Annotated in this window: 22 protein-coding genes; 9 read left to right on the top strand and 13 right to left on the bottom strand. The window is 71.9% G+C overall.

All coding sequences use genetic code 11. From position 1 onward, the window contains the following. Positions 1-126: 126 nt before the first annotated feature. Positions 127-909: an RNA polymerase sigma factor SigF gene (locus UA75_RS11875; RefSeq protein ID WP_075740297.1), complete on the bottom strand. Its 783-nt coding sequence runs from the start codon at positions 907-909 to the stop codon at positions 127-129. Then, complete coding sequence (locus tag UA75_RS34455; protein WP_232237726.1) at positions 906-1,358, bottom strand: ATP-binding protein; 453 nt, start codon at positions 1,356-1,358, stop codon at positions 906-908. The genes UA75_RS11875 and UA75_RS34455 overlap by 4 nt, the downstream gene beginning before the upstream one ends. 306 nt (positions 1,359-1,664) lie before the next feature. On the opposite strand from UA75_RS34455, the gene UA75_RS11865 reads away from it, so the two are divergent. The 3 genes from UA75_RS11865 (at position 1,665) to UA75_RS11855 (ending at position 3,703) form a co-directional block, all read left to right on the top strand. After that, entirely contained in the window at positions 1,665-1,904 is a 240-nt protein-coding gene (locus UA75_RS11865; RefSeq protein WP_075740296.1) for a DUF6480 family protein, read from the top strand. A 216-nt stretch (positions 1,905-2,120) separates the two neighbouring features. Beyond that, positions 2,121-2,759, top strand: a complete 639-nt coding sequence (locus UA75_RS11860; protein ID WP_075740295.1) for an SRPBCC family protein — start codon at positions 2,121-2,123, stop codon at positions 2,757-2,759. 479 nt (positions 2,760-3,238) lie between these two features. Next, positions 3,239-3,703, top strand: a complete 465-nt coding sequence (locus UA75_RS11855) for an STAS domain-containing protein (RefSeq protein WP_075740294.1) — start codon at positions 3,239-3,241, stop codon at positions 3,701-3,703. Between the two features lie 103 nt (positions 3,704-3,806). Here the strand turns inward: UA75_RS11855 and UA75_RS11850 are convergent, their stop codons facing one another. Both UA75_RS11850 and UA75_RS11845 read right to left on the bottom strand, forming a co-directional pair. After that, positions 3,807-5,033: a glycosyltransferase gene (locus UA75_RS11850; protein WP_075740293.1), complete on the bottom strand. Its 1,227-nt coding sequence runs from the start codon at positions 5,031-5,033 to the stop codon at positions 3,807-3,809. A gap of 684 nt (positions 5,034-5,717) precedes the next feature. Beyond that, positions 5,718-6,365 carry a D-glycero-alpha-D-manno-heptose-1,7-bisphosphate 7-phosphatase gene (locus UA75_RS11845; RefSeq protein WP_075740292.1) on the bottom strand — a complete coding sequence of 216 codons (648 nt, stop codon included), beginning with the start codon at positions 6,363-6,365 and terminating at the stop codon, positions 5,718-5,720. Between the two features lie 219 nt (positions 6,366-6,584). Here UA75_RS11845 and UA75_RS11840 point away from each other — a divergent pair, with 219 nt between their 5' ends. Continuing rightward, complete coding sequence (locus UA75_RS11840; RefSeq protein ID WP_075740291.1) at positions 6,585-7,304, top strand: ATP-binding protein; 720 nt, start codon at positions 6,585-6,587, stop codon at positions 7,302-7,304. Continuing rightward, positions 7,301-8,260, top strand: coding sequence for a glycosyltransferase family 9 protein (locus tag UA75_RS11835; protein WP_075740290.1), 960 nt, complete (start codon positions 7,301-7,303; stop codon positions 8,258-8,260). Before UA75_RS11840 ends, UA75_RS11835 begins: the two co-directional genes overlap by 4 nt. Before the next feature lie 82 nt (positions 8,261-8,342). Here the strand turns inward: UA75_RS11835 and UA75_RS11830 are convergent, their stop codons facing one another. Next, positions 8,343-9,254 carry a TerC family protein gene (locus UA75_RS11830; RefSeq protein ID WP_083683139.1) on the bottom strand — a complete coding sequence of 304 codons (912 nt, stop codon included), beginning with the start codon at positions 9,252-9,254 and terminating at the stop codon, positions 8,343-8,345. A 219-nt stretch (positions 9,255-9,473) separates the two neighbouring features. Here UA75_RS11830 and UA75_RS11825 point away from each other — a divergent pair, with 219 nt between their 5' ends. The 3 genes from UA75_RS11825 (at position 9,474) to UA75_RS11815 (ending at position 13,490) form a co-directional block, all read left to right on the top strand. After that, positions 9,474-10,652, top strand: a complete 1,179-nt coding sequence (locus UA75_RS11825; RefSeq protein ID WP_075743700.1) for a thiolase family protein — start codon at positions 9,474-9,476, stop codon at positions 10,650-10,652. Between the two features lie 292 nt (positions 10,653-10,944). After that, positions 10,945-12,657 carry a bifunctional 3'-5' exonuclease/DNA polymerase gene (locus tag UA75_RS11820; RefSeq protein ID WP_232251191.1) on the top strand — a complete coding sequence of 571 codons (1,713 nt, stop codon included), beginning with the start codon at positions 10,945-10,947 and terminating at the stop codon, positions 12,655-12,657. A 203-nt stretch (positions 12,658-12,860) separates the two neighbouring features. After that, a complete protein-coding gene (locus tag UA75_RS11815; protein WP_075740288.1) occupies positions 12,861-13,490 on the top strand; it encodes a hypothetical protein in 630 nt (209 codons plus the stop codon). 12 nt (positions 13,491-13,502) lie between these two features. Here UA75_RS11815 and UA75_RS34450 read toward each other — a convergent pair whose 3' ends face one another. The 5 genes from UA75_RS34450 to UA75_RS11790 form a co-directional block, all read right to left on the bottom strand. After that, the gene (locus UA75_RS34450) at positions 13,503-16,103 is read right to left on the bottom strand and encodes a serine/threonine-protein kinase (protein ID WP_075740287.1); all 2,601 of its coding nucleotides are present in this window, start codon (positions 16,101-16,103) and stop codon (positions 13,503-13,505) included. A gap of 177 nt (positions 16,104-16,280) precedes the next feature. Beyond that, a complete protein-coding gene (locus tag UA75_RS11805) occupies positions 16,281-17,006 on the bottom strand; it encodes an FHA domain-containing protein (protein WP_075740286.1) in 726 nt (241 codons plus the stop codon). Beyond that, entirely contained in the window at positions 17,006-18,328 is a 1,323-nt protein-coding gene (locus UA75_RS11800) for a VWA domain-containing protein (RefSeq protein WP_075740285.1), read from the bottom strand. The genes UA75_RS11805 and UA75_RS11800 overlap by 1 nt, the downstream gene beginning before the upstream one ends. Before the next feature lie 98 nt (positions 18,329-18,426). Further along, positions 18,427-19,581 (bottom strand): protein phosphatase 2C domain-containing protein, encoded by a 1,155-nt coding sequence (locus UA75_RS11795; protein ID WP_075740284.1) that lies wholly within the window; start codon positions 19,579-19,581, stop codon positions 18,427-18,429. Between the two features lie 3 nt (positions 19,582-19,584). After that, entirely contained in the window at positions 19,585-21,708 is a 2,124-nt protein-coding gene (locus UA75_RS11790; RefSeq protein WP_232237833.1) for a serine/threonine-protein kinase, read from the bottom strand. Between UA75_RS11790 and UA75_RS34445 the strand changes: the two genes are divergently transcribed. After that, positions 21,695-22,057 carry a hypothetical protein gene (locus UA75_RS34445; protein ID WP_232237897.1) on the top strand — a complete coding sequence of 121 codons (363 nt, stop codon included), beginning with the start codon at positions 21,695-21,697 and terminating at the stop codon, positions 22,055-22,057. The two genes, UA75_RS11790 and UA75_RS34445, sit on opposite strands and share 14 nt — an antisense overlap. A gap of 358 nt (positions 22,058-22,415) precedes the next feature. Here UA75_RS34445 and UA75_RS11785 read toward each other — a convergent pair whose 3' ends face one another. The 3 genes from UA75_RS11785 to UA75_RS11775 are packed head-to-tail and all read right to left on the bottom strand — an operon-like array spanning position 22,416 to position 26,306. Then, positions 22,416-23,822, bottom strand: coding sequence for a hypothetical protein (locus UA75_RS11785; RefSeq protein WP_075740283.1), 1,407 nt, complete (start codon positions 23,820-23,822; stop codon positions 22,416-22,418). 22 nt (positions 23,823-23,844) lie between these two features. Then, positions 23,845-24,825, bottom strand: a complete 981-nt coding sequence (locus UA75_RS11780) for a glutamate ABC transporter substrate-binding protein (RefSeq protein WP_075740282.1) — start codon at positions 24,823-24,825, stop codon at positions 23,845-23,847. Then, positions 24,822-26,306 (bottom strand): hypothetical protein, encoded by a 1,485-nt coding sequence (locus UA75_RS11775; RefSeq protein ID WP_157434130.1) that lies wholly within the window; start codon positions 26,304-26,306, stop codon positions 24,822-24,824. Before UA75_RS11775 ends, UA75_RS11780 begins: the two co-directional genes overlap by 4 nt. Positions 26,307-26,695 lie beyond the last annotated feature (389 nt).

Genomic DNA, 26,695 nt, shown 5'->3' with positions numbered 1-26,695 from the left:
GTCTGCATATCCTGCCTCCCAGTGACCGAAACCCACTTCCGGGTGATAGCTCTCACCCGATGTCGTTATCGGTACCCCCAGGCAGGAGAAGTCAAACGGGCCACAGGTGGCGGCGGCAGGCGTCACTCAGCTGTCGCCGAGCTGCTCCCGCAGGTGCCGCAGTGTCTTGGCGAGGATTCGCGAGACATGCATCTGCGAGACGCCGACCCGCTCACTGATCTGAGTCTGAGTCATGTTTCCGAAGAAACGGAGCAGCAGAACCGTGCGCTCCCGCTCCGGCAGCGACGCGAGCAGCGGATGCAGCGCCTCACGGTTCTCCACCACGGCCATCTCCGGGTCCTCCGCGCCGAGTGTGCTGCTCAGCGAGGGCGAGTCCTCGTCGCCGAGGACCTCGTCGAGCGAGGAGGAACGATAGGCGTGGCGAACCTCCAGCCCCTCGATGACCTCTTCCCGCGAGATGCCCAGTCTGTCGGCGATCTCCGTCGACGTCGGCGCCCGACCGAGTGACTGGGACAGTTCACGCACCACCGCGTTGATCGCCAGATGCAGTTCCTTCAGCCGCCTCGGCAGATGCACCGACCAGCTTCGGTCCCGGAAATAGCGTCGAACCTCGCCCATGATCGTCGGGACGGCGAAGGCCAGGAAGTCGGTGCCCCGCGCGGGATCGAATCGGTCGACGGCTTGGATGAGGCCGACGTTGGCGACCTGGACGAGATCGTCCATGGCCACGCCTCGGTTGCTGAAACGCTGGGCGATGTGCAGGGCCAGCGCCTGATGCTCGGTGATGAGCTTCTCGCGCACCGTGGTCCGCCGGGGATCGCCCTCCGAGAGGTCCGTCAGGGTCGCGAACAGCGGGAGCAGGTGCTCGTAGGTGTGATCCCGGCTGCTCACCGGCGAGCGCTGAGTCACGGCATCGCCTCCCTGCGGACCTTGACGAACTCGATCTCCAGCAGTTGCCCGGTGCGGTCGTCCGAGGGGCGGGCGGCGGCGGTCACCTCGGTGGCGAGTGTCGTCAACACCTGCCACCCGAAGGTGTCCCTCCGGAGCGTCGCGCCCTCGGGTGCGGCCACCGTGACCGCCACGGTGAGCACGCTCGGCGCGACCTGGAACCGGGCCACGAGACGTGTTCCGGGTGTGGCCAGGCGCACCAGAGACGAGCATGCCTCGTCCACCGCCAACCGCAAGTCGTCGACGGTGTCCAGATCGAAGTCGGCACGCATCGCGAGGCCCGCGATCACGCCGCGAAGGACGGCGACGCGGTCCGCGTCCGCCGCGACACGCACCTCGGTGACGTCCCCTGCGCCGTCGCCGCGCTCGGACCACACGCCCCGACCGGCGTCATGCTCGGCTGTGCTCACACGGCCTCCTCCACGTCGTCGCGGCAGCCTGGAGCTGTCGAGCCCTACGAGCGCGAGTACCCGGCGGCCTGCCGCTGCGCGCCGAGGCTACCGAGCCGCCCCGGGTGCCCCGTGGGGGCAGGGCGGCTGCGCGGCGGCGGCGTGCGGGTGCGGCTTGAGCCGCCGAGCCGAGGCCCTTCGGTGAGCGGCGGCGGTGAGGGCTCCGGCGGCGACTCGTCTCCGCCGAGCCGGACTCGCGAGGCCCGCTGATGGGCGGGACCCGACCGGACCGGGATTGCGACGAGTGTCGACGGGTACTCGTCGCAGATGACGCTTCCTCCCGATCCCGAGCCGGACCCTCCTTCGGCCGCAGAACCCGGTGGCGGCGTCTCTCCTGGAGCGACCCCGCCCGTCGAGGGAAGTGCCACCCAGGGACTCGCCCATCAGGAGACCACCCCCTCTCCACGCTGGGTCAACACGCTCGTCTTCGTGCTCATGGTGGTGCTCCTGGTGCTCGTCCTGGGCTTCGTCGTCACACACCTGATCGCCTTCATCAGAGGGCTCTGAGGCGGCCGAGACCGTCTGCCGGTGCGGAGCGGCCCGCCCCGTGTTCGTCGGACTGCGAACCACGTCGGAAGAGTCCCGTCCTGCGGCGACGAGGCCTCGCAGGCCGAGCCGGGGCAGCGGCTCGAAGCGGGCAGGGCACGACGTCGTGGAACCAGGTGTGAGAACCCAGAACACGGGTATCCGAGCGGCAGCGCAGTCCAGCGAAGGAGGATCGTCGTGGCGACCATCACGAAGTCGGTCGACGTGCATGTGCCGGTGTCCAGGGCCTATAACCAGTGGACCCAGTTCGAGTCGTTCCCGCAGTTCATGAGCGGCGTGGACCGCATCGAGCAGCTCACACCGACCAGAACGCACTGGCAGACCTCGATCGCGGGGGTGACTCGGGAGTTCGACGCCGAGATCACCGAGCAGCATCCCGACGAGCGGGTGGCCTGGCGCTCCATGAACGGCCCCGCACAGAGCGGCGTGGTGACGCTGCACCGCCTGGACGCGGCGACGACCAGGGTTCACCTCCAGATGGACTACGAGCCGGACGGGCTGGTCGAGAAGGCAGGCAGCGGGCTCGGGCTGGTGGCACACCAGATCCAGGCTGATCTCGAACGATTCCGTGAGTTCATCGAGGCACGCGGGCGGGAGACCGGCGGCTGGCGCGGCGACGTCCCTCGGGCTGCCCAGAACGAGACGGCCCAGAACGAGACTCCTCAGAACGAGGGGGGAGGCGAGCCGCCCAAGCCCGGCCCGTCCGGCCGTCCCAAGCCCGGCCCGCGCCCCGGCCCTCGGCCGGGACCGCCGCCGAATCCGGCAGGCAAGCCCGCGACGCCGGGCACCAGCGGGCCGAAGCCCGGTCCCCGCTGAGCGCTGAACCCCGCTCGAAGGACGACGTCCGTCAGTCTCCGGAGGCCTCCCACCCGCTCACCCTGGGTCGGAGGCCTCCGGCATGCCGGGCCCGTCTCGTCCCGTGTCCGTCGCTCTGGCCGCGCGGTCGGCGGCACCGGAGCGGGCTGGCACGGGATTCAGATATTCGCCGAGATTGCCACGAGAAAATCCCTCTTCCGAGTAGTCGTCTGCACGGATTCGCGCACTGAGCGAAACCAGCTCCGCCGACGAATCCTGGTTCGTACCGATTTCGAGCGAACATCGCCGCACTCGTCGCCGCGTGTACGGTGACGAAGAGGGCGGCCGCGAGCCACGAGCACACTGCCAGGCCGACCGGTGCGTGCACCGGACTGGCAGTCGCGATCCTTCGAGGACTGTGATCCGGCGTCGCCCCGACTCAGCGGAACGCCCTCGGGTGCGACGAACCCCGATACTGATACTACGGAGAAGGGGAATTCATGACGTCATTCGAGAATCGGCCCTCCCGCGTGTCTGATCGGGAATCGGCGACGTCGGCGGCCCCGCCCACCGTGAGCAGTCTCGACCGCGCCGAACGTGCGCTCACGCTCTCAGTGGAGCATTCCCCCGACTCGACGGACTCGGCGACGGTGATCACGCTGGTCGGCGAGGTCGACATGCTCACAGCGCCGCTGCTCGATCGAGCACTGGTCGAACAACTGGAAGACGGCGGCGACCCGCTGATCGTCGACCTGCGCGCGGTGGGCTTCCTCGGCGTCACCGGCCTCGCGGTGCTCGCCGACGGGCTGACCACCGCCGAGGAGAACGGGGTCGCCCTCCGGCTGTTGTGCGCGGGAAGACCCGTCCGTCGCGCGCTGGCCGCGACCGGCATGGACGATCCGAAGACCGTGTACTGCACGCTCACGGACGCGCTGGCCGTCCCGATCCCGCGCGAGGAGTCCTGACCGAGACGAACGACGACCCGTCGCAGGCGGCATCGGCGCACCCTGCCCGACAGATCCACCGGCCGGTGGCAGCAGGGGTGCAGACCACTTCGCAGGCGAGGCGTCAGACACCCTGCCCCGCGAAGGCCGTCTCCTCCGGTGCCCCCGACCCGGCGAGCCGGGTGTAGACCCGTGCGGTGTCGGCGGCGATACGACTCCAGGCGAATCGCGCTCTGGCCCGGTCACTGCCCGCCACCCCGAGAGACTGGCGCCGAGACGTGTCCCTGACGAGGCCGCGCAGGGCGGCGGCGAGCGCCCGGACGTCGCGGGGCGGGACGTGCAGACCCGTCACCCCGTCCACCACCGTGTCGGCGGGGCCGCCGGTCGAGGCCACGACCACCGGGATCGCACAGGCCATCGCCTCCACCGCCACGACGCCCGACGACTCGTACCAGGCGGCACACACGACCACGTCGGCAGAGCGGAACAGGGCAGGCATCTGCCGCCGAGGAATGCGGCCAGCCCAGTGCACCCGGTCGACCACCCCGAGCTGCTCAGCCAGTGTCCGCAGTCCGTCCGTCTCTGCGTCGCGCAGCGGATCGCCTGCCTGCGCCGTCGTGCCCCCCACGACCACGAGTTCGGCCTCCGGAAGCAGCCGCAGGGCACGAATCACGGTGTCGAGGCCATGGCGGTGGTCCTGGCCCGCCGCGCAGAGCAGCCGGAACCGTCCGCTCCTCGGGGCCGCCGGGCCGGTGGGGGTGAACTGATCGACGTCGACGCCACAGGGCATCACGGTGACGGACGACCTAGGCACCCCCATCTTCACGAGTTCGACGGCCTCCGCCGTGCACATCGCCGCCACCTGATCGACCGAGCAGGCGATCGTCCGCTCCAGCCGAAGCCGCTGGGGCCCGCCTGCTCCTTCGGCTCCCTCGATCCGTCGCAGGACCACGCTCAGATCGTGGAAGGTCTGCACGACGGGGATGGCCAGCCGCCGAGCAGCCAGCAAGGCCGCCAGGCCGGACATCCAGGAGTGCGCGTGTACGACGTCGGGCGGCTCGGCGAGCCAGGCATCCGCGAGTTCGCCTGCGAACCGTCCCATATGCGGCAGCCGGGCGTCCTCCGTGAGCGGGCGCCGGGGGCCCGCGAGCAGGGGCACGACGCGGACGCCGCCCGGCTCGACCGACTCGGGGATGCTGGTGGACTCGCTCCTGACATAGATCGAGACGTCATGACCGGCGGCGACGAGCGCGGCCGACAACTCCGCCACGTAGACATGCCGCCCGCCGAAGTCCTCTCGGCCCGGATCGGACAGCGGGCCTGCGTGTTCGGAGACCATCGCGATCCTCATCGCCAACTCCTCTCTCGGCTCGGGCGTCGTCGAGCCCGCCGGGCCGGGTCACGTCGGCCAGGAGATCCGCAGGCGTCTCCTGCCGACGAGTCGCCCGGCGATCTCCTCCGCTGGCGCGGGGTAGGCGGACCGCCGGGCGTCGGCTGTCGCGCCGCCCGAGGCCTGTCGAGCGCGGGAGCCCGAGCACCATCGGGATCGCCTCGACCGTCCCTGCACCAGACGGTGTCGTCATGGACATCTTCCGCGTCATCGCCATGGCGGGCATCTTCAACGGCAGGTGCCGGGCCAGGTCCGCCGAACGGAGGCCCCTCGTCACCGCACACGGGTCGACGTCGTCGCACGCCGGTTCGGTGGGAACGAGACGATCGTGGGTGCCTGACCGGGTCGGGCACGTCCTGACACGTCCCGCCGAGCGCGCCTCGGACCGCACGGCTGCTCAACTCGACTCGACTCGACGCGGGGCGGGGCGGGGCGGGGGGAGTCCTCACTCGACAGAAGGGAATCCTGGCGCGTCCCCGCCCCCGCGCAGGTCTCCTCGGCGTCGTCTCGTCCGGCCGCGCGTCGACGAACACCGACGGGGGACGGCGACGTCGGTTCGCGGCGATGGATCGAGGTCCACCGGGCGTAGCGACGACGGGCAGCTGGGCACGGCCGGGCGACGGCGCCCACGGCCACGCCGGGAGATCACCGAAGGCGCCCGGTCGGGCGACGTCCGGGCTCCGGCGACCTCGGATCGGGCAGCACGCCCTCCGCGATCACCCCCGGCAGGACCAGGCCCAGCGCGAGGTCGACGGCGAGGTCGAGATCGTCGGCGGTCAAGGCGGCCTGTTCGATCTCCGCAGGCAGCGTCGTCGGGCTGGGCACCAGGATCGGCGTCGCTCCGGCGGCGAGTGCCGCCTGCACGTCGCTGCCGGTGTCGCCGATCACCACCACTTCGCCGACCGGTACGCCGAGGCGTCGGGCAGCCGAGAGCACCATTCCCGGCCTCGGCTTACGGCAGGCACAGCCCACGCCGCCGTCGGCAGGAGGATGCGGGCAGACCTCCCACACGTCGAGACGACCGAGCTGCGACTCGACCGCACGATTCACCGCCCTGACCTGCTCCGGCACGAGCAGCCCTCGCCCGATCCCGGACTGATTGGTGATCACGCCGACCGGCACGTCTCGGGCACGAAGCCGCTCGACAGCGCGCCGGGCCGACGGAACCAGCCGAACCCGCCCAGGATCCCCGTTGTACGGCACGTCATCGATGAGCGTGCCGTCGCGGTCGAACAACACCGCCGAGACCCGGCCGGTGGGCCGTCCGGTCGCCGCAACACTCGTGGCCTTCATGTGCGGAGGGGTTGCCGGGGCGATCGGCCGCAAACGTGAAGGTACGAACTACTACCCACGGTAGTCGCGCTTCACTCCGGCCGGGGGCTCGACCTCACCGCATGGGCCGGTGTCGTCACGGGAAGTCTCGACGGGAAGGTCACTCGCGGTGTGTAAGAACGGCGAGGGCGGGTACTGCCAGTCGACGAGCCGGGCCTTCGACACTCGTGAGGTGATCATGTGTTGACCGTGAAGCCCGCCGAGGCTCACCAGGACTCGACGGCGCGCGGCGAGGACGTCCATCTCCGGGTGGCGGCCACGGCAGAGCGCATTGCGCTGGTCCGGGGACTGGCGGGCGATCTCGCGGCACGCGAGGAGTTCGACATGGACCGTGTCGAGGACTTCCGACTCGCGGTCGAAGAGGCGTGCGCGGTGCTCATCAGGCAGGGCGTGGCAGGCGAGTTCCTGGACTGCCTGTTCCGGCTGACCCCCGATCACATCCGGCTGAGGATGCGCACCGCGACGCGGAGCACGGCCGAGCCCGACCGGGACGGCTTCGGCTGGCATGTGCTGGAGACGCTGAGCGACTCGGTGCGCCTGGTGCTCGACCCGCCCGACGTCCACTCTGGACTGGGCACGATGCAGTTGGAGATCGGCGTCCGCAAGCACGCGGGTACCGACGCCGACGCCGCGGAGGTCGAGCCGACCCAGGACGATCCGTCGCAGATCCGGCTGCCGCACGTTCAGCCGTCTCCCGTCCAGGCCGATCCCGCACAGGAGACGGGGGCCGAGCCGGACCCGACGGCCGCGCCTGCAGCGGCGAAGGACGTCACGGGTCTGGACGCAGGCACGCAGGCGACCGGCGTCGCCTCGATGAGCTCGACGGTCTCGAACCACGGCAGGACGGCAGGGAAGCCCAAGGCAGGCACTGCGGCCGAGACCTCCGGAAGCCCGCAGTGACGGCGCCTCGACGGGTGCGCAACCTCGTCGTGCTGCGGGCGCTCGGCATCGGCGATCTGCTGGCCTCGGTTCCCGCGCTGCGCGGGCTGCGAGCCGCGTTCCCCACCCATCGACTGGTACTGGCCACCACGCCGAGTCTCGCTCCCCTGGCCTATCGGACCGGCGCCGTCGACGAGGTCCTCGGTGCACACGGGCTGCGGGTCCTCGACTGGCCGGAGCGCACCGAAATCGCGGTGAACCTGCACGACCGAGGGCCCAAGAGTGCCAGAATCCTCGACGCACTCCGGCCCGACCATCGCATCGGACATCGTGCGCCGGGCTGGGACGGCCCGGAATGGAACCCGACGGCTCCCGAACGGGACCGGTGGTGCGGGCTGCTCGCCGCGCACGGGGTCGCCGCGGACCCCGGCGACCTGCGGTTGACCCGGCCGCAGCGGGCAGGCGGGCTGCCGCGAGTGGTGGTGGTGCACCCCGGTGCTCCGCAGATCAGCAGGCGCTGGCCCGCCGAGCGCTTCGCGAAGGTGGCACAGGGTCTGCACGAGGCAGGCCATCGCGTGGTGATCACCGGATCGACCGACGAGCTCCCGCTGGCGCTCAGGGTCGCCGAGCTCGCCGGGCTGAGCAGAAGGCAGGTGCTGGCCGGCCGCACCGACGTCGACCTGCTGGCGGCGTTGATCGCCCGCGCCCGCCTCCTCGTCTGCGGGGACACCGGGGTCGCCCATCTCAGCTACGCCTTCGGCACCCCGTCGGTGGTGCTGGCGGGCCCGGCGCCCGCGTCGGCGTGGGGGCCGCCCGAGGGCGGCCCCCATCTGACCCTGTCGGTCGACAGGCTTCGACACGGTGATCCCTATGCCGACACACCGGATCCGGCGCTGCTCGCAGTCGGCAGCGACTGGGTGGCCGCCTCGGCTCGTACCCTGCTCGCCAGCCTGCCGAGAAGGACCTTCGCCGTCTGAGATCGTCTCCGGCGGCGAGCACCCACGTCGGGGCCGTCGACCGAGGTCGGTGCGGCCCCGACGGCCGGACTCCGCCGCCGGATCAGCTTCCGCCCCCCGCTCCGCGGCCCTGGCCGCCCTCGCCGGTGCCGCGACCGCCCTCGACGACGGCATGACCGTCGGCCGAGCCCGCATGGTCGGCCGTCGACACGGAGGCGTCGACGACAGTGCCCGCACTAGACGAGGCGGCGCCGACGGGAACGGGCGCGCCGTCCTTGACGTAGGTGGCACGCAGGTGGACCGGCTCGTTCTTCGCGCGGTTGGCCTTGGCCCGCAGGTTGAGGAACTCGACCAGAATCGAGAAGGCGATCGGCCCGTAGACGTAACCCTTCGGGATGTGCTGTTCGAAGCCCTCCGCGATGAGGCTCGCACCGATGAGCACGAGGAAGGTGAGAGCCAGCATCTTCACCGTGGGGTGTCGGCCGACGAAGTCGCTGATGGGACCGGCGGAGACCAGCATGATCCCCATGGCGATCACGACGGCGGCGACCATCACGGCCAGTTCGTCCACCATGCCGACTGCGGTGATCACCGAGTCCAGCGAGAAGACGATGTCCAGGATCAGGATCTGAGTGATCACCGAGGCGAATGAGGCGACCTTGCCCGCCTTGGCGTGCTCGTTGCCCTCCAGATGTTCGTGAATCTCGTAGGTGGCCTTGCCGAGCAGGAACAGGCCGCCCAACAAGAGGATCAGATCTCGGCCGGAGATGCCCATCCCGAACACGGTGAACAGATCGGCGGTCAGGCCGATGATCCAGGACAACGACAGGAGAAGCAGCAGGCGCGTGATCAGCGCCAGGCTCAGACCCAGGGTCCGGGCCTTGGCCTGCTGTTCCGGCGGCAGCTTGCCGGACAGAATGGAGATGAAGACGACATTGTCGATGCCGAGCACGATCTCCAGCAGAAGCAGCGTCGCGAACGCGACCCAGACTTCCGGGCTGGTCAAGAGCTCCATCCTTGCGCCCCTCTTCCAGGAATGACGCGAAGACCCGACCGTCGGGCGCTCGCGAGGGGATGACAATAGCGACACGAGAAAAAAGCCCCTGTGAATACCGCCGAGAACGGGAACGGTCCCGGGGAGTCCTCGAAGGACGGCCGTCCCGGCATGGTCGACATCGATGCCGGGATGGCAGGCTGGGGACACCGCCATCGGCATCGTTCGAGGAGACCCACCATGACCAGCGCAGTGATCGTCGACACCGTCCGCACCGCCTCGGGCCGGGGCAAGCCGGGCGGTGCCCTCTCCGGGACTCATCCGGTGGATCTGCTGGCGGTCGCACTCCGGGCATTGCAGGCTCGCAACGACCTCGACCCGGCGCTGGTGGACGACGTGATCGGCGGCTGTGTGTCCCAGGTCGGCGAGCAGAGCTTCAACGTCACTCGCAAGGCCGTGCTGGCGGCGGGCTTCCCGGAGCACGTGCCGGGGACGACGATCGACCGCCAGTGCGGTTCCAGCCAGCAGGCCGCCCACTTCGCCGCGCAGGGCGTGCTCGCGGGGGCCTACGACGTGGTCATCGCCTGCGGGGTCGAGACGATGAGCCGCGTGCCGATGTTCTCCTCCATCCAGGATTCGGAGCAGTACGGCGCGGGAATCGCCGCCCGCTATCCCGAGGGCCTGGTGCAGCAGGGCATCGCCGCCGAACTGCTGGCGGCGCGGTGGAAGCTGAGCCGCTCTGAGCTCGACGAGTTCGCGGCCCGGTCGCATCGGCTGGCGGCACAGGCGGCGGAGTCCGGCGCGTTCGACCGCGAGATCGTCGGCGTCCCGGTGGCGGGCGGGGTGCACGACCGGGACGAGACGGTACGTCCGGCGACCACGGCCGAAAGCCTCGCGGGGCTGCGACCGTGCTTCGTCGACGAGGCGGCAGGGGACCGGTTCCCCGAGATCGACTGGCGCGTCACCGCAGGCAGCTCCTCTCCGTTGACCGACGGCGCGTCCGCGACGCTGATCATGAGCGAGGAACGGGCCGCCGCGCTCGGCCTGCGGCCGAGGGCCCGGTTCCACGCGTTCTCGGTGGTGGGCGACGACCCCACGCTGATGCTCTCCGGTGTCCTGCCCGCCACCCGACGGGTGCTGGAGCGCGCGGGCCTCGGCATCGACGATCTCGACGCGGTCGAGGTCAACGAGGCGTTCGCACCGGTCCCCCTGTTGTGGGCGGCCGAGTTCGGCGCGGACCTCGACCGGCTCAACCAGCGTGGCGGCGCCATCGCGCTCGGGCACCCGCTGGGCGCCTCGGGCACCAAGCTGCTGACGACCCTGGTCAACACCCTGGAGGACACCGGCGGGCGGTACGGCCTCCAGACGATGTGTGAGGGCGGCGGCATGGCGAACGCCACCGTCATCGAACGGCTCTGACCCGCATCGCGGCGCCGGTCTGGGGGCAGGCAGGCGGCTCGGCGGATCGGCAGGCATCGAGCCGGACCGTCGAGTGCAGGCGCCGCCGGGTCCTGAGCACGCCCGGCTCTGCCCGCGAGGAACTCCGGCCGGTGCGGGCAAGCAGCCCGCGCGCCGCCTGCCTCAGCGTCCCGGCCGCCGTCGTCGAAAGCGGCCCGGCCTGCGGCTCTCGCCGCACCGAGCAGGCTCTCGACACTCGTGTCGGTCTCTCGGCCCGATCGGGGCGGCACGGACCGGCCGCAGCCTTCGGCCGATGTCAGGGCATTGGACGAGGATGCACCGCATGTGGACGGCGGTGGCGGGCGCGGACGACCGGGTCGGGGACACGGGCGGCGCGCTGGTCCGGGTGAGCCGAGACGGGACGGCGGTGGAGCCGATCCGGGCGGTCCGGAACCTCGCGGAGGCCGTGGCGGCGGAGGAGGCGGTCTCGGCTCCCCGGTGGATCTCCGCCGACGCCGCTCGGCTCGCGACCAGGTTGGCGGCCTCGGGTGTTCGAATCCGTCGGTGTCACGACCTTCGGCTGGCCGAGGCCCTGCTGCTGGGCCACGAGGGCCGCGGCGGGGAGCCCGCCGCCCTGCCGGCGAGTCTGGCCAGGCTGCGCGGCCTTCCGGTGCCCGCCGACGCCCGTGCCTCGGACCCTGGGTCGACGCCCGCGCTGTTCGAGCCTGCCGTGCCCGCGCTTCCCGACAACGCCCGCGAGATCGACGCGGTCGTCGCCGTGCACGCCGACCAGCGCCGCCGGGCCATGTCGACGGGTCGACCCGACCGGATCGGGCTGCTGCTGGCGGCCGAGTCGGCGGGCGCACTGGTCGCCGAGGAGATGGGCAGGCTCGGGCTGCCCTGGCGGGCCGACGTCCACCACGAGCTGCTGACCCGGCTGCTCGGGCCCCGGCCTGGTCCCGGCGTCATGCCGCGCAGGCTCGGCGAGCTGGCAGCGGCGATCGGCGCCGCGCTCGGCGTCCGAAACCTGCACCCCGACTCGCCGCAGGAGATCATCCGAGCCTTCGGCCAGGCGGGCATCCGGTTGTCCTCGACCCGCTCCTGGGTGCTGCGCGAGGTGGATCACCCGGCCGTCCCTCTCCTGTTGGAGTACAAGGAGCTGTCTCGGATTCACACCGCGCACGGCTGGTCCTGGCTGGCCGAATGGGTGCACGGCGGCCGATTCCGCCCGCAGTACGTGCCCGGCGGGGTCGTGTCCGGCCGGTGGGCCAGCCGAGGCGGCGGGGCGCTGCAGATCCCCCGGACCATCCGGCGGGCGGTGATCGCCGATGCGGGCTGGACGCTGGTGGTCGCCGACGCCTGCCAGCTCGAACCGAGGGTCCTCGCCGCCATCTCGGCAGATCCCGGCCTGGCCGCCGCCAGCCGCGACGCCGACCTCTACCGGACCACCGCCGCCGAGGCGTTCGGCGGCGACCGGGACCGCGCGAAGATCGGCGTGCTGGCCGCGCTGTACGGGCAGACGAGCGGCGAGGCAGGCATGCTGGTCGCCGCGTTGCGGCGACGCTTCCCCGTCGCCGTGGAGTACGTCGAGCAGGCGGCCAGGCAGGGCGAGGCGGGCGGGCTGGTCCGGTCGCACCTGGGGCGAACCTGTCCGCCCTCCGCCTTGGACGGCGGTCGGTCCGGCGACGACGAGGAACAGACCGAGGGCGACGAGCAGCGGTCCATGCGGGCAGGGCGGGCCCGAGGGCGTTTCACCAGGAACTTCGTCGTGCAGGCGAGCGCGGCCGACTGGGCCGCCACGCTGGTGGCCGTCCTGCGGACCGCGTTGTTCGACCGCCAGGACTCCGAACTGGTGTTCTTCCAACACGACGAGGTCATCGTGCACTGTCGGGACGCGGCGGTCCCCGAGGTCACTCGGCTGATCCGCGAGGCCGCGCGGGAGGCGGCTCGGCTCGTGTTCGGCAACACACCGGTGCTGTTCCCGATGGAGATCGCGGGTGTCCGCTGCTACGCGGACGCGAAGTGACGGCGCGGCGGGGCGGTTTCCGCGCCCCTCGGCGGCGCACGCTCGTGGGCGCGCCGTGCGGTCCGGTCGCAGGCCGGGTCGCGCAGGACGGGTCGCCGCCGGACGAAGGCCGCCACGAGCCGCCCTGCGGCCGCCCGCTCGCCTCGGTCTGCTGCTCCTGCACAGGACGTGAAGCGGGATGCGGGTTCTGCGACGATCACCCGGTGACGTTCCGATCGAGCACAGCGGACCGACTGCCCGCCGAGCTGGCCGACTGGGTCGCCGAGCAGCCCGGCAGGCCCTGGTTGCGGCTGGCCGTGGACGCACCCGTGGCCGAGCAGGGCCGCGATCTGGCGACGGCGCTCGTCGAGGAGTTGCTGCGGCGCGGCCGCCCCGCCCTGCGCGTCGCGGCATCGGGCTTTCTGCGCCCGGCGTCGCTACGGCTGGAGCACGGCCGCGAGGACGTCGAGGCCTACCCGGACTGGCTGGATCGAGGCGCGCTGCGCCGAGAGGTGCTGGAGCCTGCCGGGGCGACGGGCACCGGACGGGTGCTGCCGAGTCGGTGGGACGCCGTCGCCGACCGAGCCACGAGGGCCGACTATGTCGAACTCCGACCCGGCGCCGTCCTGGTCGTCGACGGAATGTTCCTGTTGGACGGCACGCTGGACTTCGACCTCGGCATCCACCTGGCGGTCTCGGCGCAGGCCGCCGCCAGGCTGCTCCCTCCCGATCTGCACTGGACGCTGCCTGCGCATCGCGACTACGTCGCGACGGCCCGGCCCGACCAGACTGCGGACCTGACCGTTCGGATGGACCACCCCGACCGACCTGCCTATCGGCTCCGGGCAGGCTGAGACCGCCCCGCCTCAGTCCTCCTGGTCGAAGGGGGAGGTGAATCGGCGGGTGCCGCCGGGACTCGCCTGCGGCGGGGCAGGCTGGGCCCGGGTCGGGGTCGGGCCGCCGGGTTGGGCACCGGGGCCCGCGACGGGCGGACGGACGACGTCGGTCTGATTCGCCGCAGCGGCGGGGTCCTCGGTCTGGTCCGGAGTACCTGCGGTCGGGACCGGTCCGCCGCGCCCCGGCCTGCCGAGCGGTGCCGCCGGACCCTGCCCTTGACCGACCTGACCCGGCGTTCCTGCTGGTCCGGCGGGTCTGAGATGACCGCTCCGGCCCGACGGAGCGGGACCCCTGCCGGGGTTCGGCCGCAGGCCTGCGGGCGGCTGGGCGCCTGCCACCGGCGGTGTGGGGGCGGGCCCGCCGTGCGCGGCCGGACCGGGCGGCGATCCCGGTGCGGGTCCGCGCCCCGGTCTGCCGGGTCCGGGGTGTCCGCCGGGTCCGGCCGGACGCGGCGGCAGCGGTGGTCGGCCTGCCTGCCCGGTCGAGGGAGCCCCTGGGCCGCGCTCCGACGGCCCGGCGGGAACGACGGGGCTGGCCCGGCGGGTGGTCGCGTCGGCGGAACCCGGACCGGACCTGGCGTCGGTCGGCTTGAGTCGCTCGGTCACCGGCCCGTCGGCGCTCGCCCCGGAACCGCTCAGGAAGGAGGTCATCTCGGTCGAGATCGCCGACAGCGTCGGACGGCGGGCAGGCTCCGGTCCCAATGCCGCGATCAGTCGCGACCGGTGTCTGCTCCGCTCGGGAAGATGGACGACCTCCGCAGCCTGGGCGGCGGCCATCAACGCCGACATGGGGCTGTCCCGATACCCCCGTGGCGGGCTGCCGGTCAACGCGTAGGCGACGGTCGCGGCGAGCTGCCAGCTGTCGGAGGACGGTGTCGCGGGTTCGCCCCTGGCGACCTCCGGGGCCAGGAAGTCCGGGGTGCCGACCATCATGCCGGTCGCGGTCAACGTGCTGTCGCCGTCGCTGCGAGCGATCCCGAAGTCGATGAGCTGGGGAGAGCCCGCCTCATCCAGCAAGATGTTGCCCGGCTTGATGTCACGATGCAGCAGCCCCTTGTCGTGGGCTGCCCCCAACGCCTCGGCCATCGTGCCCCACAGCCTGGCGGCGGCGACGTCGTCGAGGGTGCCCGACCCGCGCACCACCTCGGACAGCGGCTCGCCCGCGATGTACTCCATCACGATCGCCAGGCCGTCGGTGGCGTCGCCGAGGTCTTCGAGGATGTCGTAGATCCGCACACAGTTCGGATGCCGGACGGCGGCCAGTGCCCGCGCCTCGCGCAGCATCCGCTCCTCGGTCTCGGCGTCGGGGGCATGAGCAATTTTGACCGCCACCTGTCGGTTGAGGCTGGTGTCCTCGGCCAGCCACACCTCGCCGAACCCGCCCTTGCCCAGTCTGCGGATGCGCCGGAACCGGTCGCGCCCGGCACCGCTGCCGCTCACCGGCACGTGACCGCCGAGCAGCGTCGGCACGTCGACGCCGGAGCCCGCGTCCGACTCGGCGCGCGCCGAGTCGCCCGCCGGAGCCGCCCCGCCGAGGAAGAACGGCAGCGGTCCCGGCGTGTCGGCGAGCCTCGGCGGTTGCTCGCCTGCGGGAGAGTTCATCTCGGTGGAGAGCGGCGGCAGGATCGGCCGAGGCTCTTCGAGTGGCCTGCCCACCCGCGTCGCGGGCGGCGGCGGTCGATGCTGTTCGGGAGGCGGCTGCTGAGCCATCGCCTGCTGGGCCGGTTGCTGCTGGGCCATCGGCTGGTACTGCGCGTCCTGCTGAGCGAGTCGGCGGGAGTCCCGGGGATCCCTGGCGTCGTGGACGTCCTCGGAGTCGCGCTGAGCCCGGCCCTGGTCCTGGTATCGCCGATCGGCGTCGTCGGACTCGGGCCGCTCGGACCAGTCGATGACCGCGCGCGGCGGCGGGCCCACGGCCAGCAGTACCAGTGCGCCGAGGAAGAGGGCGGGCAGCAGCCCGACCCAGAGATGCACGACGACCTGGGCGGTGAGACCGGCCGTGAAGAGCGCCAGCAGGGCGAAGGGCGCCCACAGCGTCACACCAGGCCACGCCGGTCCCCGCCGGGCTGCAAGCCTGCCCTGCCAGGCCACGAGGCCGAGCAGCACGATGGGCAGGGCCACCAGCGCCGCGATGTGCAGCCAGCGCAGTGCCGAGTCGGCTCCGATCGCGTCGCCGACGGTGCCCGCGGACACCAGATAGCCGCCCTGGGTGGTGAACTCGCCCACGCAGACGCCCTGGCTCAGGCTGATCTGTGCCTCGGTCGCCAGCGGACCGGCGCCCGCCGCCGCAGCGGTGATCACATCGGAGATGCCCCGGAAGAAGAGCAGCGGGATGACGAAGGCCGTGCACACGCCGATCAGGCCGATCAGCAGGCCGGTCCCCGTGTTATAGCGGTTGCCGATGCCCTTGCGCAGGATCGCGATGATCAGGCTGCCGAAGGAGATGATCAGGCCGACCAGGAACCCGGCGCCCGTCACCGTCCACGCCCACTCACCAGGGCAGAAGTTCGCGCCCACCAGGCGATGCAGCCAGGACAGGAGTGCCGCCGCGAAACCACCGACGGAGTCCACTGGTGTCGCCCCTTTCCTCACGGTGCCGTCGTCGTCGAGCGAGCACCACGGCCGCGTCCCAGGGCCACCCGCGAACAGGCGCGAGCCTGCCCGTACACGATAGGCCTGCGGCCTGCTCCGCCGTAGATCAACCCCGGCGTGCCGAGTGCCGAACCGATCGACGACGGTCTCGACGGGTCAGCGGGCCGTCTCGCTCCGCAGTTCGACGGCCGTCCAGGCACCGAGGAGAATCCGAGCGCCGTCACCGAGCAGGGTCGGCGTGTGCGGGGCGAGCACCCTGCCGTCGTCGAGCGCGGTGCCGTTCGTCGAGCCGAGATCGACGAGTTCCCAGTGGTCCGCGTCGACGCGGGTGAGCCGCGCGTGTCGTTGGGAGACCCCGGGGTCGTCGCTGAGATCGATGTCGGGCTGGATCGCCGCCGACCTGCTTCGCCTGCCCAGGTGGATCTCGGCGGCCGTCAGCGCCACCCTCCTCGGTTCGCGAGCGCCGGGGAGCACCAGCGTCCCGGCGTCGGGGCCGTCGCGCGCCACCACGGCCTCGAACTGGTCTCGATCGACGGTGACCAGCGCATGCCAGCTCACCACGGCGCGACGATCGGGTGCCGCTGGCGCACCCACGAAGGAGTCGCTGCCGCACTCCTCGCAGAATCGGCCGCTGCGAGGCGTATCGCACTCCAGACAGCGGCCCCGCTCGGCGGCAGGCTGCTCGGCTGCGACCGCGACCGGTTCGCCGACGGTGCTCGGCCGCTCCGGCCTGCCCGCCGAGGCGGCGCGCGCAGGCTCGACGTCGATCCCCCGCCACCACGGCGTGCCCCCGTCGGACGGCGGCGCCGACGCCAGCTCCCGACCGCAGACCTCGCAGTAGTCCTGCGCCGAAGTGACATGCCCCGCGGCGCAGGTGGGCATCAGCCGTCCTCCTGACTCGCCTGCGGCCGGACCCTGGCGGTGCGGGTGGAGCGGGCGTCCAGCGTCATCTCCGCCTCGGCACTGATCCGGGAGCGCAGTCGCACCGTGCCGGTGTGCTCGTCCACCTCCACGACCTCGGCCAGCAGCCGCGCGGTGTCGCGGTGGCCGGAGGACTCGGCCAACTCGGCGGCGCGCCCCAGCCGCCTCGTGGCCATGTCCAGGTCGCCGCCCGCCCGCGCCGCCAGGCCCTCCCGGATCGCTCCGGCCAGTTCGGCCTGTCCGGTGTAATGCGCCACCTCGCGGTTGACGATCGTCGCCTGCATCAGGTCGGCGGTGCCCTCCGCGAGGACCAGTCCGGTGGCGAGCGGACCGGACTGGTCAGAGGAGGGCGTGACGACGCTGATCCGCGCGGCCAGCATCCGATCGGTCATCTCGATCGGCTCGATCTCGACGCCGACGTGGTAGGCACGCGTCTCGGCGCCCCACGAACCCGTCGGGAAGTCATCGGTCATCGCGCCCGAGGGCACCCGCCGCTCGCTCAGGTCGACCATGTCCGGGTCGACCTGCTTGACGAAACGGAGGCGAGCGGTCTGCGGTGTCCATAGCCGGAGGGCGACGTCCGCCACCTCCTTGCCCATCGCCGCGTCGGTCATGGCCCGGAAGTCCTCGGCCAGGTTACCCGGCTCTGCGACGATGTCCACCGTTCCCAACAGGGTCTCGGCGATCCGACGCAGTTCGGGAACCCGCCAGTCCGTCCCGATTCCTCGGCAGTCGCAGACGAACCGGTCCCGGCAGGCCGCCAGTCCCTCGGCCAGTTCGGCCTCGTCCTCACCCTGATTGACTCCGTCGGTGAGCAGGATGGCGTGTCGCACGCCGCCCGGCTGAGAACGGAACAGCTCCTCGGCCAACAGCAGCCACCGACTCATCGCGGTGCCGCCGTCGGCACGCAGCTCCCGGATCGCCTGCTTGGCCGCCGCCCGGCCCGCCGCATCAGCCCGCGCGAGGCCTCGATGCGGTGGATACACCATCCGGGCCGTCAGATTTCCCGCGATGACGGCGAACCGAACTCCCTCGCGCAGCGCGTCGACAGCGGTCACCGTGGCCTGGCGGGCGGCGGCGATCCTGGCCCTCGGCCAGTTCATCGAGGACGAGCAGTCCACCATGATGACCACCGTCGTGTCCTCGGTGGCGGCCGAGCCGACGCTCCCCGTCTCCCCGGATTCGGCGGCGGTCACCGTGACGATCGCGTCGACGTCACGCCCGCCGACGGGCAGATGTCTGTTCTGATCGACCGTGACCTCGAAATCCAGCCCGCTGACCATCGCGACGACTCCTCCCGCCGAATCCGCCGGGAACGCGCCGACACCCCCGCCGGTCGGTCATCGCAGCTGCGCAGCGATGTGTCCGCACGTGTCCCGTCTCAGACGGTGGTCCCTCCGCGCCCCAACGGGAACGGCACCAGCGCGACCGTGATGTTGTCGTGACCACCGCCCCGGAGCGCGAGGCTGGTCAGTTCGCGGCCTGCGGTGAAGGGGTCGCCGAGCCCGGCGACTCGCACCGCCGTCTGCGTCGGGTCGCCCAGGTAGTGCCACAGGCCGTCGGTGCAGATCAGCACGACGCCCGGCCGGTCCGGTCGGATCGTGACGACCTCGGCAGGCCTGCCGTCGGAGTCCGCCCCGAGCCAACGGCACAGCGCGGCGGCGCGGCGGTCGCCCTGGATCTGCAGCTCGGTCATCTCGCCGGTGGAGACCATCTGCCTCGCCCAGGAGTGATCCAGTGTCAGGCAGGCGGAGCCGCCCGAGGCGACGACCTCGGCCACCCGATCACGGTGGGCCTCGGAGCTGATCGCGATGTCCGCGCCCCCGACGACACCGGGGTTGACCACTGTGGACTCCGGATCGGGCAGGGCGAGCCAGTACGCCCGGCTGTCGCCCACCCAGCCCACGGTGATCTCCGTCGAGGTCACGACCGCCGAGACGAACGTGCAGGACGGCGGATCACGGTCGGCCGCGTCGGTGTGCAGGCGGGCCACCGACTCGGTGGCGGCGCGGACCGCCCTGCGCGTCGCCTCGGCGGGCTCCGAACCCGCCCGGACCGCCTCGGAGAGCAGCTCGGCCGCCGTGTAGGCGGCGACGCGGGACGCATCCTCGGCGCGGGACGAGGAGGACACCCCGTCACAGACCACCACCACGACCGCAGGCGACCCGTCTGGCGACGTTTGAGTCCGCAGACCGAAGGCGTCCTCGTTGTGGTGGTGTCGGAGTCCCCGGTCGCTGACCCCCGCGACGACGTCGAGATCGACCTCGACCCGATCGTTCTCGGCGGGCTTGGCCCGACCGCAGCGCGCGCAGAAGCCGTCGCTGGTGAACTGTCCGTGGCCGCAGGACGCGCAGACCGGTGCGCCCGCGGGCACGACCGACGGGGGCTCCTCGGCGGCGGAGCTCGCCAGGAGCGGGCCCATGTTCTCGCCGCACTCCTCGCAGAAGAGGTCACCGACGATGGTGACGTACTCGCATTGCGGACACGCTGGGCCGCTCGGCTTCTGGCCGAGGACCGAAGTCTGTGATTGCGCCATCAACTACACCAGAGTTCGGGGGCGAAGGCTGTTCGCCCGATCCACCAGGGCGATGCGCTCGGCCCGGTCTTCGACGGCCCTGGCGAGGCTGCGGTAGCCGCGCTCAAGACCGAGTCGCAGAATGTGCTCGTCCAGCTCGTAGCCGAACACGCGGCCGGGCGCCTTGGGACGCCCGCCCACCCCGGCGCCGACGCTGCGCACCCACTCGTGGGCGGCACGCAGCACCTCCACCGTCAGTCGCGCCCGTCGCTCGACGTCCAACCCCAGGGGTTCCAGCCGTCCTGCGGCGTCGAGCAGGTCCTGGTGACCGAGTTCTCCTGGATTGCGGCCCTGCACTCTGGCCAGGATCGCGGCGATCCTGGCCGCCACATGGTGTCTGGAGGTGTCGGGCACCGCCTCCAGCACGAGCACGGCGCCTCGGACGTCCCCGGAGCGCAGCCGGGCCCGCGCGAGTCCGAAGGCCGCGCTGACGAAGTCGTGGTCGGTGCGCCAGACGACGTCGTAGCGTCTCGCGGCAGCGGCGACCTCGCCTCGGAACTCGTCGGTGACCGCAACGGCGAGCTTCGTCGCCTGCTCCCCGGGGAACCGGTCGTAGAGGGCCTCGAAGCGGTTCCTGGCGTCGTTGAGATCCCCGGCGGCCAGCGCGCCCAGTGCCAGATACCAGGCGATGCGCCAGTCGTCCGGCTCGTGCCGGGCCAGTTCCTGGAGCACCTGCCAGGCGGGCCGCAGCTCGCCCCGGTCGATGTGGGCCCGAGCCAGCCGCAGTCGTACCTCGTTCGTCTGCGCCGCAGCCCGAAGCTGCTCCGGACCGGCGTCCTCGGCGCTGAGCAGGAAGCCTGCGGCCGGGTCCTTCGGATCGACCACCGGGACCGGGAGAGCCATCGCCACCCTGCGCGTCTCGAGCACCGCCGTGCCCACGACGATCTCTTGAAGACGATCGACGCCAAAGCTGCGGCGCTCCGGGGTGAACATCGGCGACACGCCGGGGATGGGCTTCCGATCGCGGACGGCGACGACCTCGCGGAGCACGCCGGTGAGCTGCTCGGCCATCTCGTCGGCCGAGTCGAACCGTCGGTTGGGGTCGGTGTGGCACGCCCGACGCAGGAAGCGGAGCAGCGACTCGTACTCGGCCAGCACCGGCACGTCGGCGGGGTCGGGCAGCTGCTCCTTGAACTCCTTGTTGTAGCCGGGGAAGTGGAAGCTGAGGACCGCGAGCAGCCTGCCGACGGTGTAGAGGTCGGAGGAGATCGAGGGGCCGATGGTCGCGATCTCCGGCGCCTGGTAGCCGATCGTGCCGTACACCGCGCCGTACTGGTCGTCCACGTGCAGCACGGCGCCCATGTCGATCAGCTTGATCTGTTCGGCGGTCTGGATGACGTTGTCGGGCTTGAGGTCGCAGTACAGCAGGCCACGCTCATGGAGGTAGCCCATGGCGGGCAGGATCTCCAGGACGTAGGCGACGGCCTGGTCCAACGGCAGCGCGGCCGACGGACCGTCGACCCTGCGGCGTTCGGTGAGGATGTCACGCAGCGACTGGCCGCCGACGTACTCCATCACGATGTAGCCCACGGTCTCCGTCGAGCTCGCGTCGGCAGGCTGCACGACGTTGAAGATCCGCACCACGTTGGGATGCTCGACCTCGGCCAGCGCCCGCTGCTCGTTCAACGTCGCCTCGACCGCGTCCGCGTCGCCGTCGTTGAGCAGTCCCTTGAGGACGACCCAGCGATCGTGCACGTTGCGGTCGCGAGCGAGGTAGATCCAGCCGAAGCCGCCGTGCGCGATGCAGCCGAGCACCTCGTACTGGCCCGCCAGGATGTCGCCCGGCCGCAGCTTGGGACTGAAGGAGTAGCGAGCCCCGCAGTTCGGGCAGTACCCGTCCACCCGGCCCGGCCTGCCGCCTCGGCTGCGGCCGACGGGCTTCTGACAGCTCGCGCAGTACCTCTTGTTCTCGGCCACCTCGGGGTTGCTCAGCACGACGGAGGCCGGATCGCGGGCGGGCACCTGCGGCACCTCGACCAGGCCGCCGCCGAGCCTGCCCCGCCTGCTGGAGCGGGTCGAGCCCCGCCGCGATCGAGCCGAGCCGGTGCGGGTGGACGTCGAGTTGGTGGCCGCGGTGCGGTCGCTCACCGAGGTGCTCGACGTCGGAGAGTCCGACCCCGGAGAGTCCGACCCCGAGGTGCCGGCCACCGACGTCTTGGGTGCCGAGGCGAACGCCGACCGGCCGGGCGGACTGGTCACCACGGTGCGGTCCGGGCCGAGGCCCGACGTCACAGGCGGGGCAGGCGGCGCGGACGACGCGGGCGGGTTCTGTCGGGGCTGCGAGGTCGAACGGACGGTGGCATGCAACGGCGGCTGTGGCGGGCCCGCCGGGAACGGACTCGACACGGTCCCCGGCGGCGGTCCCGACCGACCCGGCGGAACCGGGGTCCGGACCGTCATCGGCGGAACCTGGTGCGGCGGACCGGGCCTGCCCTGATGCGGTCTGGACCCGACCGGGCCCGAGGTGCCGCCGGGCGGGGTCGCAGGCGGCTGGCCTCCCATCGGCGGCTGGGGCGGGCGCTGCGTCATCGAGGTGCCGGGACCGGCCGGCGGGGGCGGTGGTGCGGCGGGCGGCGCGTCGCCCATGCCGGACACGCGACGACGACCCTCTCCGTCGAGACCGCCCAACCGGGCCGCGACCCGCGAGGGCGACGGCGGCTCCTCGGCCGAGGGATCGACGAGCCGATTGACCACCGAGTCCGTCCTCGGCTGCTCCTCGGCGCTCGGCGCGTGACCGCACACCTCGCAGTAGCCCTCGACCACCCGGCCGGTACAACCGGATCGAGCACATGCGCTCATCGTCGCCCCTCCTTCCCCGCCAGCCCGCGCTGATAGCGGGTGACGGCCCTCGTGGCGGCGGCCAGATCGCATGGCGCCCGCCACAGCAGTTCGTACGCTTGTCGGTGCAGCTCGAGCAGTTCCGGCTCCTCGACGAGACCGAGTCTGCCCGCCCTCGCCTGGTAGGCGTCGAGCCTGCCGCGCAGCTCACGCCGCCGAAGAAGCAGCTCGCTCGCCCGCCGCAGCGCGGTCGCCGCCTCGGCGGCGGCCTCGGCGTTGCGGACCCGCAGTTCGGCCGCCGACTCCGCAGCGTCGACGGGATGTCCGACCTGCTGGAGAATCGTGAGACGTTCGAGGGCGGCGCGCAGTTCCGGCCCTGCGGAGACAGGCGGCGGCAACGCCGGATCGATGATCTTGGCCAGCACCTCGGTGCGGACCCGGTCGGCCTCCGCCTCAGCCGACGTGACGTCCGCGACGCCCGCATGCAACTCGGCAAGCACCTGCGGCGCGGAGTCCCGCATCCGCGCGACCGTCTCGACGCGGTCGCCGATCCGGCGCAGCTCGGCGAGCAGCGGTGCCAGCGGGGCATCGAGGTCCGGGGCCAGGTCCGCGCCGTTCTCGGTCGGCGGTCCGACGGGGAGTCCCGAGCGGCCCAGATCTCGGTTCGACGGCTCGGATTCGGCAGCGTGCGAGCCTGACCGAGGACCGAGCCCGGTCGCGGCGGCGTCCTTCGAGGCGGGGCCGCCTCGGCCGCCGCCGTCCCGACCGGGACCGAGCGGGTCGGACACCGCGCGTGCCCGCACGGCGGCCAGCGTCGTCGCGACATCGCGCAGCTCGCGATCGAGCACGGAACCGGGTTCCGCTGCGCCGACGGCACCGGCCCTGGCCCGCAGGCCGTCGAGTTCGGTCTGCACCGGGTCGAGGCGAGCGGCCACGGCGGACCAGACGGCCGCCGCACGGGAGACCGCCGTGCCGATGTCCGCGAAGGCGGCGCTCATGTCGGCGAACAGCTCGGTGAGGCCGATCCGCACCGCGCGCTCCCTCGGGCCGAGCAGTCCGCGCCGTTCCAGCGGCAGTTCGACGCGTGACAGCTCCACCGACCTCCCCGAGAGCAGCTCGCCGAGTTCGGCGACCTCGGCAGGACCAGGCCGAGCCCGTCGGGCCCGCACCGCACCAGCCGTCTCGACGGTGCGGCGTAGCAGGTCGAAGTGCGTCCAGAGCAGGGCCAGCCGCTCCCGCAGCTGCGCCCAGCGGACTCGGGAGCAGCCGGTCAGCTCGACGTCGTCGAGGACACGACGACCCGCGTGGTCCTCCAGATCCAGCAGCGCCCGGGCCGTGCGTTCCACCCGATCCCTGTGCTCGGCGAGCAACGCGTCAAGCGCACCGAGTGAGGTCACCGCGCCTGCCTGGCCGGGAACGCTCATCGCAGCACCTCCGGCACCCTCGTCAGTCCCGATAGTTCGCGGCGGGCGGCGCAGGCGCGGGCCCCAGGTCGGTCAGCCAGGTGTTGTACATCCGCTCCCAGGTCCCGTCCTGGCGCATCTCGGCCAGGAGTGCGTTGGCGAAGCGGACGAAGTCCTCGTCGTCCTGGTTGAAGGCCATCCCGTAGGGCTCGCTGGAGAAGCGGTCGCCCACCACGTGGAGCTGCGGGTCCTGCCTGGCCATCCCCGCCAGGATCGTGTCGTCGGTGGAGAAGCCCTCGACCTGGCCCTGCTGGAGCATGACCAGGCAGTCTGCCCAGTCGGCGACCTCCACCGCCACCAGACCCGCATCGTGTGCGGCGAGCCTGCGCAGCGAGGTGGAGCCGCGCGCCGAGCAGACTCGTTCGCCCGCGAGGTCGCCGACCTCCTCATAGCCCGAGTCCCGGTGGACGAGGAGTCGCTGCCCCGCCTCGAAGTAGACGGACGAGAAGTTGACGCGTTCCCAGCGTTCGCAGGTGACCGTCATCGTGCGGACGACGACGTCGACCGTGCCCTCCTCCAACACCTGTTCCCGCTGGTCCGAGGTCACCGTCACGTAGCGCACATTGCCCGGTTCGCCGAACAACGCCTCGGAGAGCTCGTTCACCAGATCGATGTCGAAGCCGGAGAGCCCTTCGGCCGCCGGGTCGCGATAGCCCATCAGATACGTCGTCTGGTCGACGCCTGCGATGAGGAAGCCTCGGTCGACGATCTCGGCCATCGTAGAACCGCTGGGCATCTGTCCCGGCGAGGGCAGTCCGCCCGCGGGTCGCAGGCTGGCCGTCGGATCGCAGGCCCCGTCCTCGGCGGGCGGCGGTTCCAACTCGCCTGCATCCTGGGCACCGACCGGCATCGGCCGCTCGACGTCGACGTCGACGTCCGCGGGCACCCCGGAGTCGCCACCCGCGCAGCCCGCCATCACGAGCAGGGCGGCCAGCACGACGGCGACACGACTTCCAGACCTCATCGGTACTCCCTCACGCGCTGCCAGACACCGGCACCCGCGCCGACCGCCGCCACTGCGGAGCAGCCCAGCAGGCCGATGGCCAAGCCGCCCAAGGCGCCATGTGCGTCGGCCGACCGCAGGCTCATCGTGGTTCTCGCGGCCCAGATCGCCGACATCAGGTTGTCCTCGACCTGGGTGAACGCCTCACCGCCCCGCCCCATCGCCGTGTCGACCGCCTCGACATAACTCCCGGCCTCATCGAGGGCTCGCAGCTCCTGATGTAACGACATCCACTGCTGGTTCTGCTCGATCGCGGCGTCCACCGAGGCACGAACCTCCGGGTCGACGGCCAGCTCCCGCGCCTCTCCGAGCAGTCCGCTCGCCCCGTCGGCGCCGCCCAACTCCTCGGCGGCCACGGCGTAGTCCTCCGCGTAGACCTGGCCTGCGGAGCCCTGCGCGACGAGGGTGAGCGTCTCGCCGCTCCTGGCCTGCAGGGCCGCGATGCGCGCCCTGGCCAGGACGTCGACCTGTTCTGAGCCCTCGGTACGACTCTGGTCCAGCTGACTCAGCATGGTCAGCTGGGCGATCCCGGTCCAGGCCAGACTCGCGACGACGGCCAGACTCGCCACCACCAGGCCGATGTTGAGAATCCGGTTGGTGCGCCGGAAGAGATGGATCTGGACGACGATCAGGCCCGCGAGCAGCAGGACGCCCAGCACGATCTCCGCGATCGGCAGGGTGGCGGCGCGGTCCTGATCCTGGATCACCCCTGCCATCTCCGTCTCGTAGAGCTCCTCGGCCGCAGGCAGCATGGTCGACTGCATCAGCCCCGAGGCCTCCCGCAGGTACGCGGCGCCGACGGGGAAGCCCTGCCGATGGTTGGCCCGCGCCGACTCGACGAGTCCGGCATAGACGGGCAGCTGGTTGGAGAGCCTGGCGACCGGTTCGGAGAGCCGGCCTGCCCCGCCCGCACCGTGTGCGGCGGTGGTCAGCGCGTCGGCTGCGTCGGCGATGTCCTCTTCGTAGCGCTGCCGGACCTCGAGCGGCTCGCCCCCGCCGACGAGGAAGGCCCCGGCCACGGTGGCGTCCGCATCGGACAGCGAGCTGTAGAGGTCCTGGGCGGCGATGCTCAGCGGTTCGCTGCGCTGCACCAGATCCTCGAGTCCGTCCTCCTTGGCCTGGACGGAGATGAAGCCGACCAGCCCGGTGAGCACGCTCAGCAGGACCAGTCCGAGGCCGAGCATCGCCAGCCTGCCGGGAGTGGTGGAGCGCAGCGTCCGCAGATCGTCGAGATAGCGCCGTACGGCACCGCGCGGCCTGCCTGCGCCTGTGGGGCCCGGCTGCGTCGACCCGGCACCCGCACCCGCCGCAGGGGCGGGCGTCGCCTGCTGCGGAGGGGGCGGTGCCTGGGGTCTGCCGTGTCCCGGCGACACCGGCCGCTGCTGCGGGCCGGGCCGATCGGGTCGTCTGCCGGACTGAGTCGGCGGTTGGGGCGTACTCATGGCCGCCGCTCCCGCCGACGTGCCTGGCCGGGAGCCCGACGGCTCCGACGAGATCGCGAAGACGCCCCGACTCGGGCGATCAGCCCGGTCGGCGTGTCAGGACCTCTCACCGCGTCACACCCTCACGATCCGCATCCGCCCACGTCTTGTGGATTCGAGCGCGCCGGGACGGGAGTCATGCGGTTCCCCGAGTCTCCGACGGCGTCCGGCGATTCTTCCCCGTCACGGCGGAGGAGCCACGACCACCCTCGCGTTCGACGAAGTCGAGGCGCCACGATCAGCGTGGACTCTCGGCTCGCCCGTGTCCGCCTCGGGCATGGCGTCCCGATCTGCGCGCTCCAGAGCGAAGATACCGGCCGCTCTTGATCGCGACAGGGTTTTGGATCATT

It is taken from the genome of Actinoalloteichus sp. GBA129-24 (assembly GCF_001941645.1).
GTDB lineage: Bacteria > Actinomycetota > Actinomycetes > Mycobacteriales > Pseudonocardiaceae > Actinoalloteichus_A > Actinoalloteichus_A fjordicus.
The sequence above is the reverse complement of the archived record's forward strand: the minus strand, read 5'-3'. Positions and strand labels throughout refer to the sequence as shown.

Excerpts from the sequence above, each read along its gene's own strand:
- UA75_RS11785 (WP_075740283.1), bottom strand. The coding sequence starts at position 23,822 with ATGAGCGTTCCCGGCCAGGCAGGCGCGGTGACCTCACTCGGTGCGCTT.
- UA75_RS11800 (WP_075740285.1), bottom strand. The coding sequence starts at position 18,328 with ATGGTCAGCGGGCTGGATTTCGAGGTCACGGTCGATCAGAACAGACAT.
- UA75_RS11820 (WP_232251191.1), top strand. The coding sequence starts at position 10,945 with ATGTCAGGGCATTGGACGAGGATGCACCGCATGTGGACGGCGGTGGCG.
- UA75_RS11805 (WP_075740286.1), bottom strand. The coding sequence starts at position 17,006 with ATGCCCACCTGCGCCGCGGGGCATGTCACTTCGGCGCAGGACTACTGC.
- UA75_RS11845 (WP_075740292.1), bottom strand. The coding sequence starts at position 6,365 with ATGAAGGCCACGAGTGTTGCGGCGACCGGACGGCCCACCGGCCGGGTC.
- UA75_RS11775 (WP_157434130.1), bottom strand. The coding sequence starts at position 26,306 with ATGAGTACGCCCCAACCGCCGACTCAGTCCGGCAGACGACCCGATCGG.
- UA75_RS11865 (WP_075740296.1), top strand. The coding sequence starts at position 1,665 with ATGACGCTTCCTCCCGATCCCGAGCCGGACCCTCCTTCGGCCGCAGAA.
- UA75_RS11830 (WP_083683139.1), bottom strand. The coding sequence starts at position 9,254 with ATGGAGCTCTTGACCAGCCCGGAAGTCTGGGTCGCGTTCGCGACGCTG.
- UA75_RS11825 (WP_075743700.1), top strand. The coding sequence starts at position 9,474 with ATGACCAGCGCAGTGATCGTCGACACCGTCCGCACCGCCTCGGGCCGG.
- UA75_RS11780 (WP_075740282.1), bottom strand. The coding sequence starts at position 24,825 with ATGAGGTCTGGAAGTCGTGTCGCCGTCGTGCTGGCCGCCCTGCTCGTG.
- UA75_RS11855 (WP_075740294.1), top strand. The coding sequence starts at position 3,239 with ATGACGTCATTCGAGAATCGGCCCTCCCGCGTGTCTGATCGGGAATCG.
- UA75_RS11795 (WP_075740284.1), bottom strand. The coding sequence starts at position 19,581 with ATGGCGCAATCACAGACTTCGGTCCTCGGCCAGAAGCCGAGCGGCCCA.
- UA75_RS11850 (WP_075740293.1), bottom strand. The coding sequence starts at position 5,033 with ATGAGGATCGCGATGGTCTCCGAACACGCAGGCCCGCTGTCCGATCCG.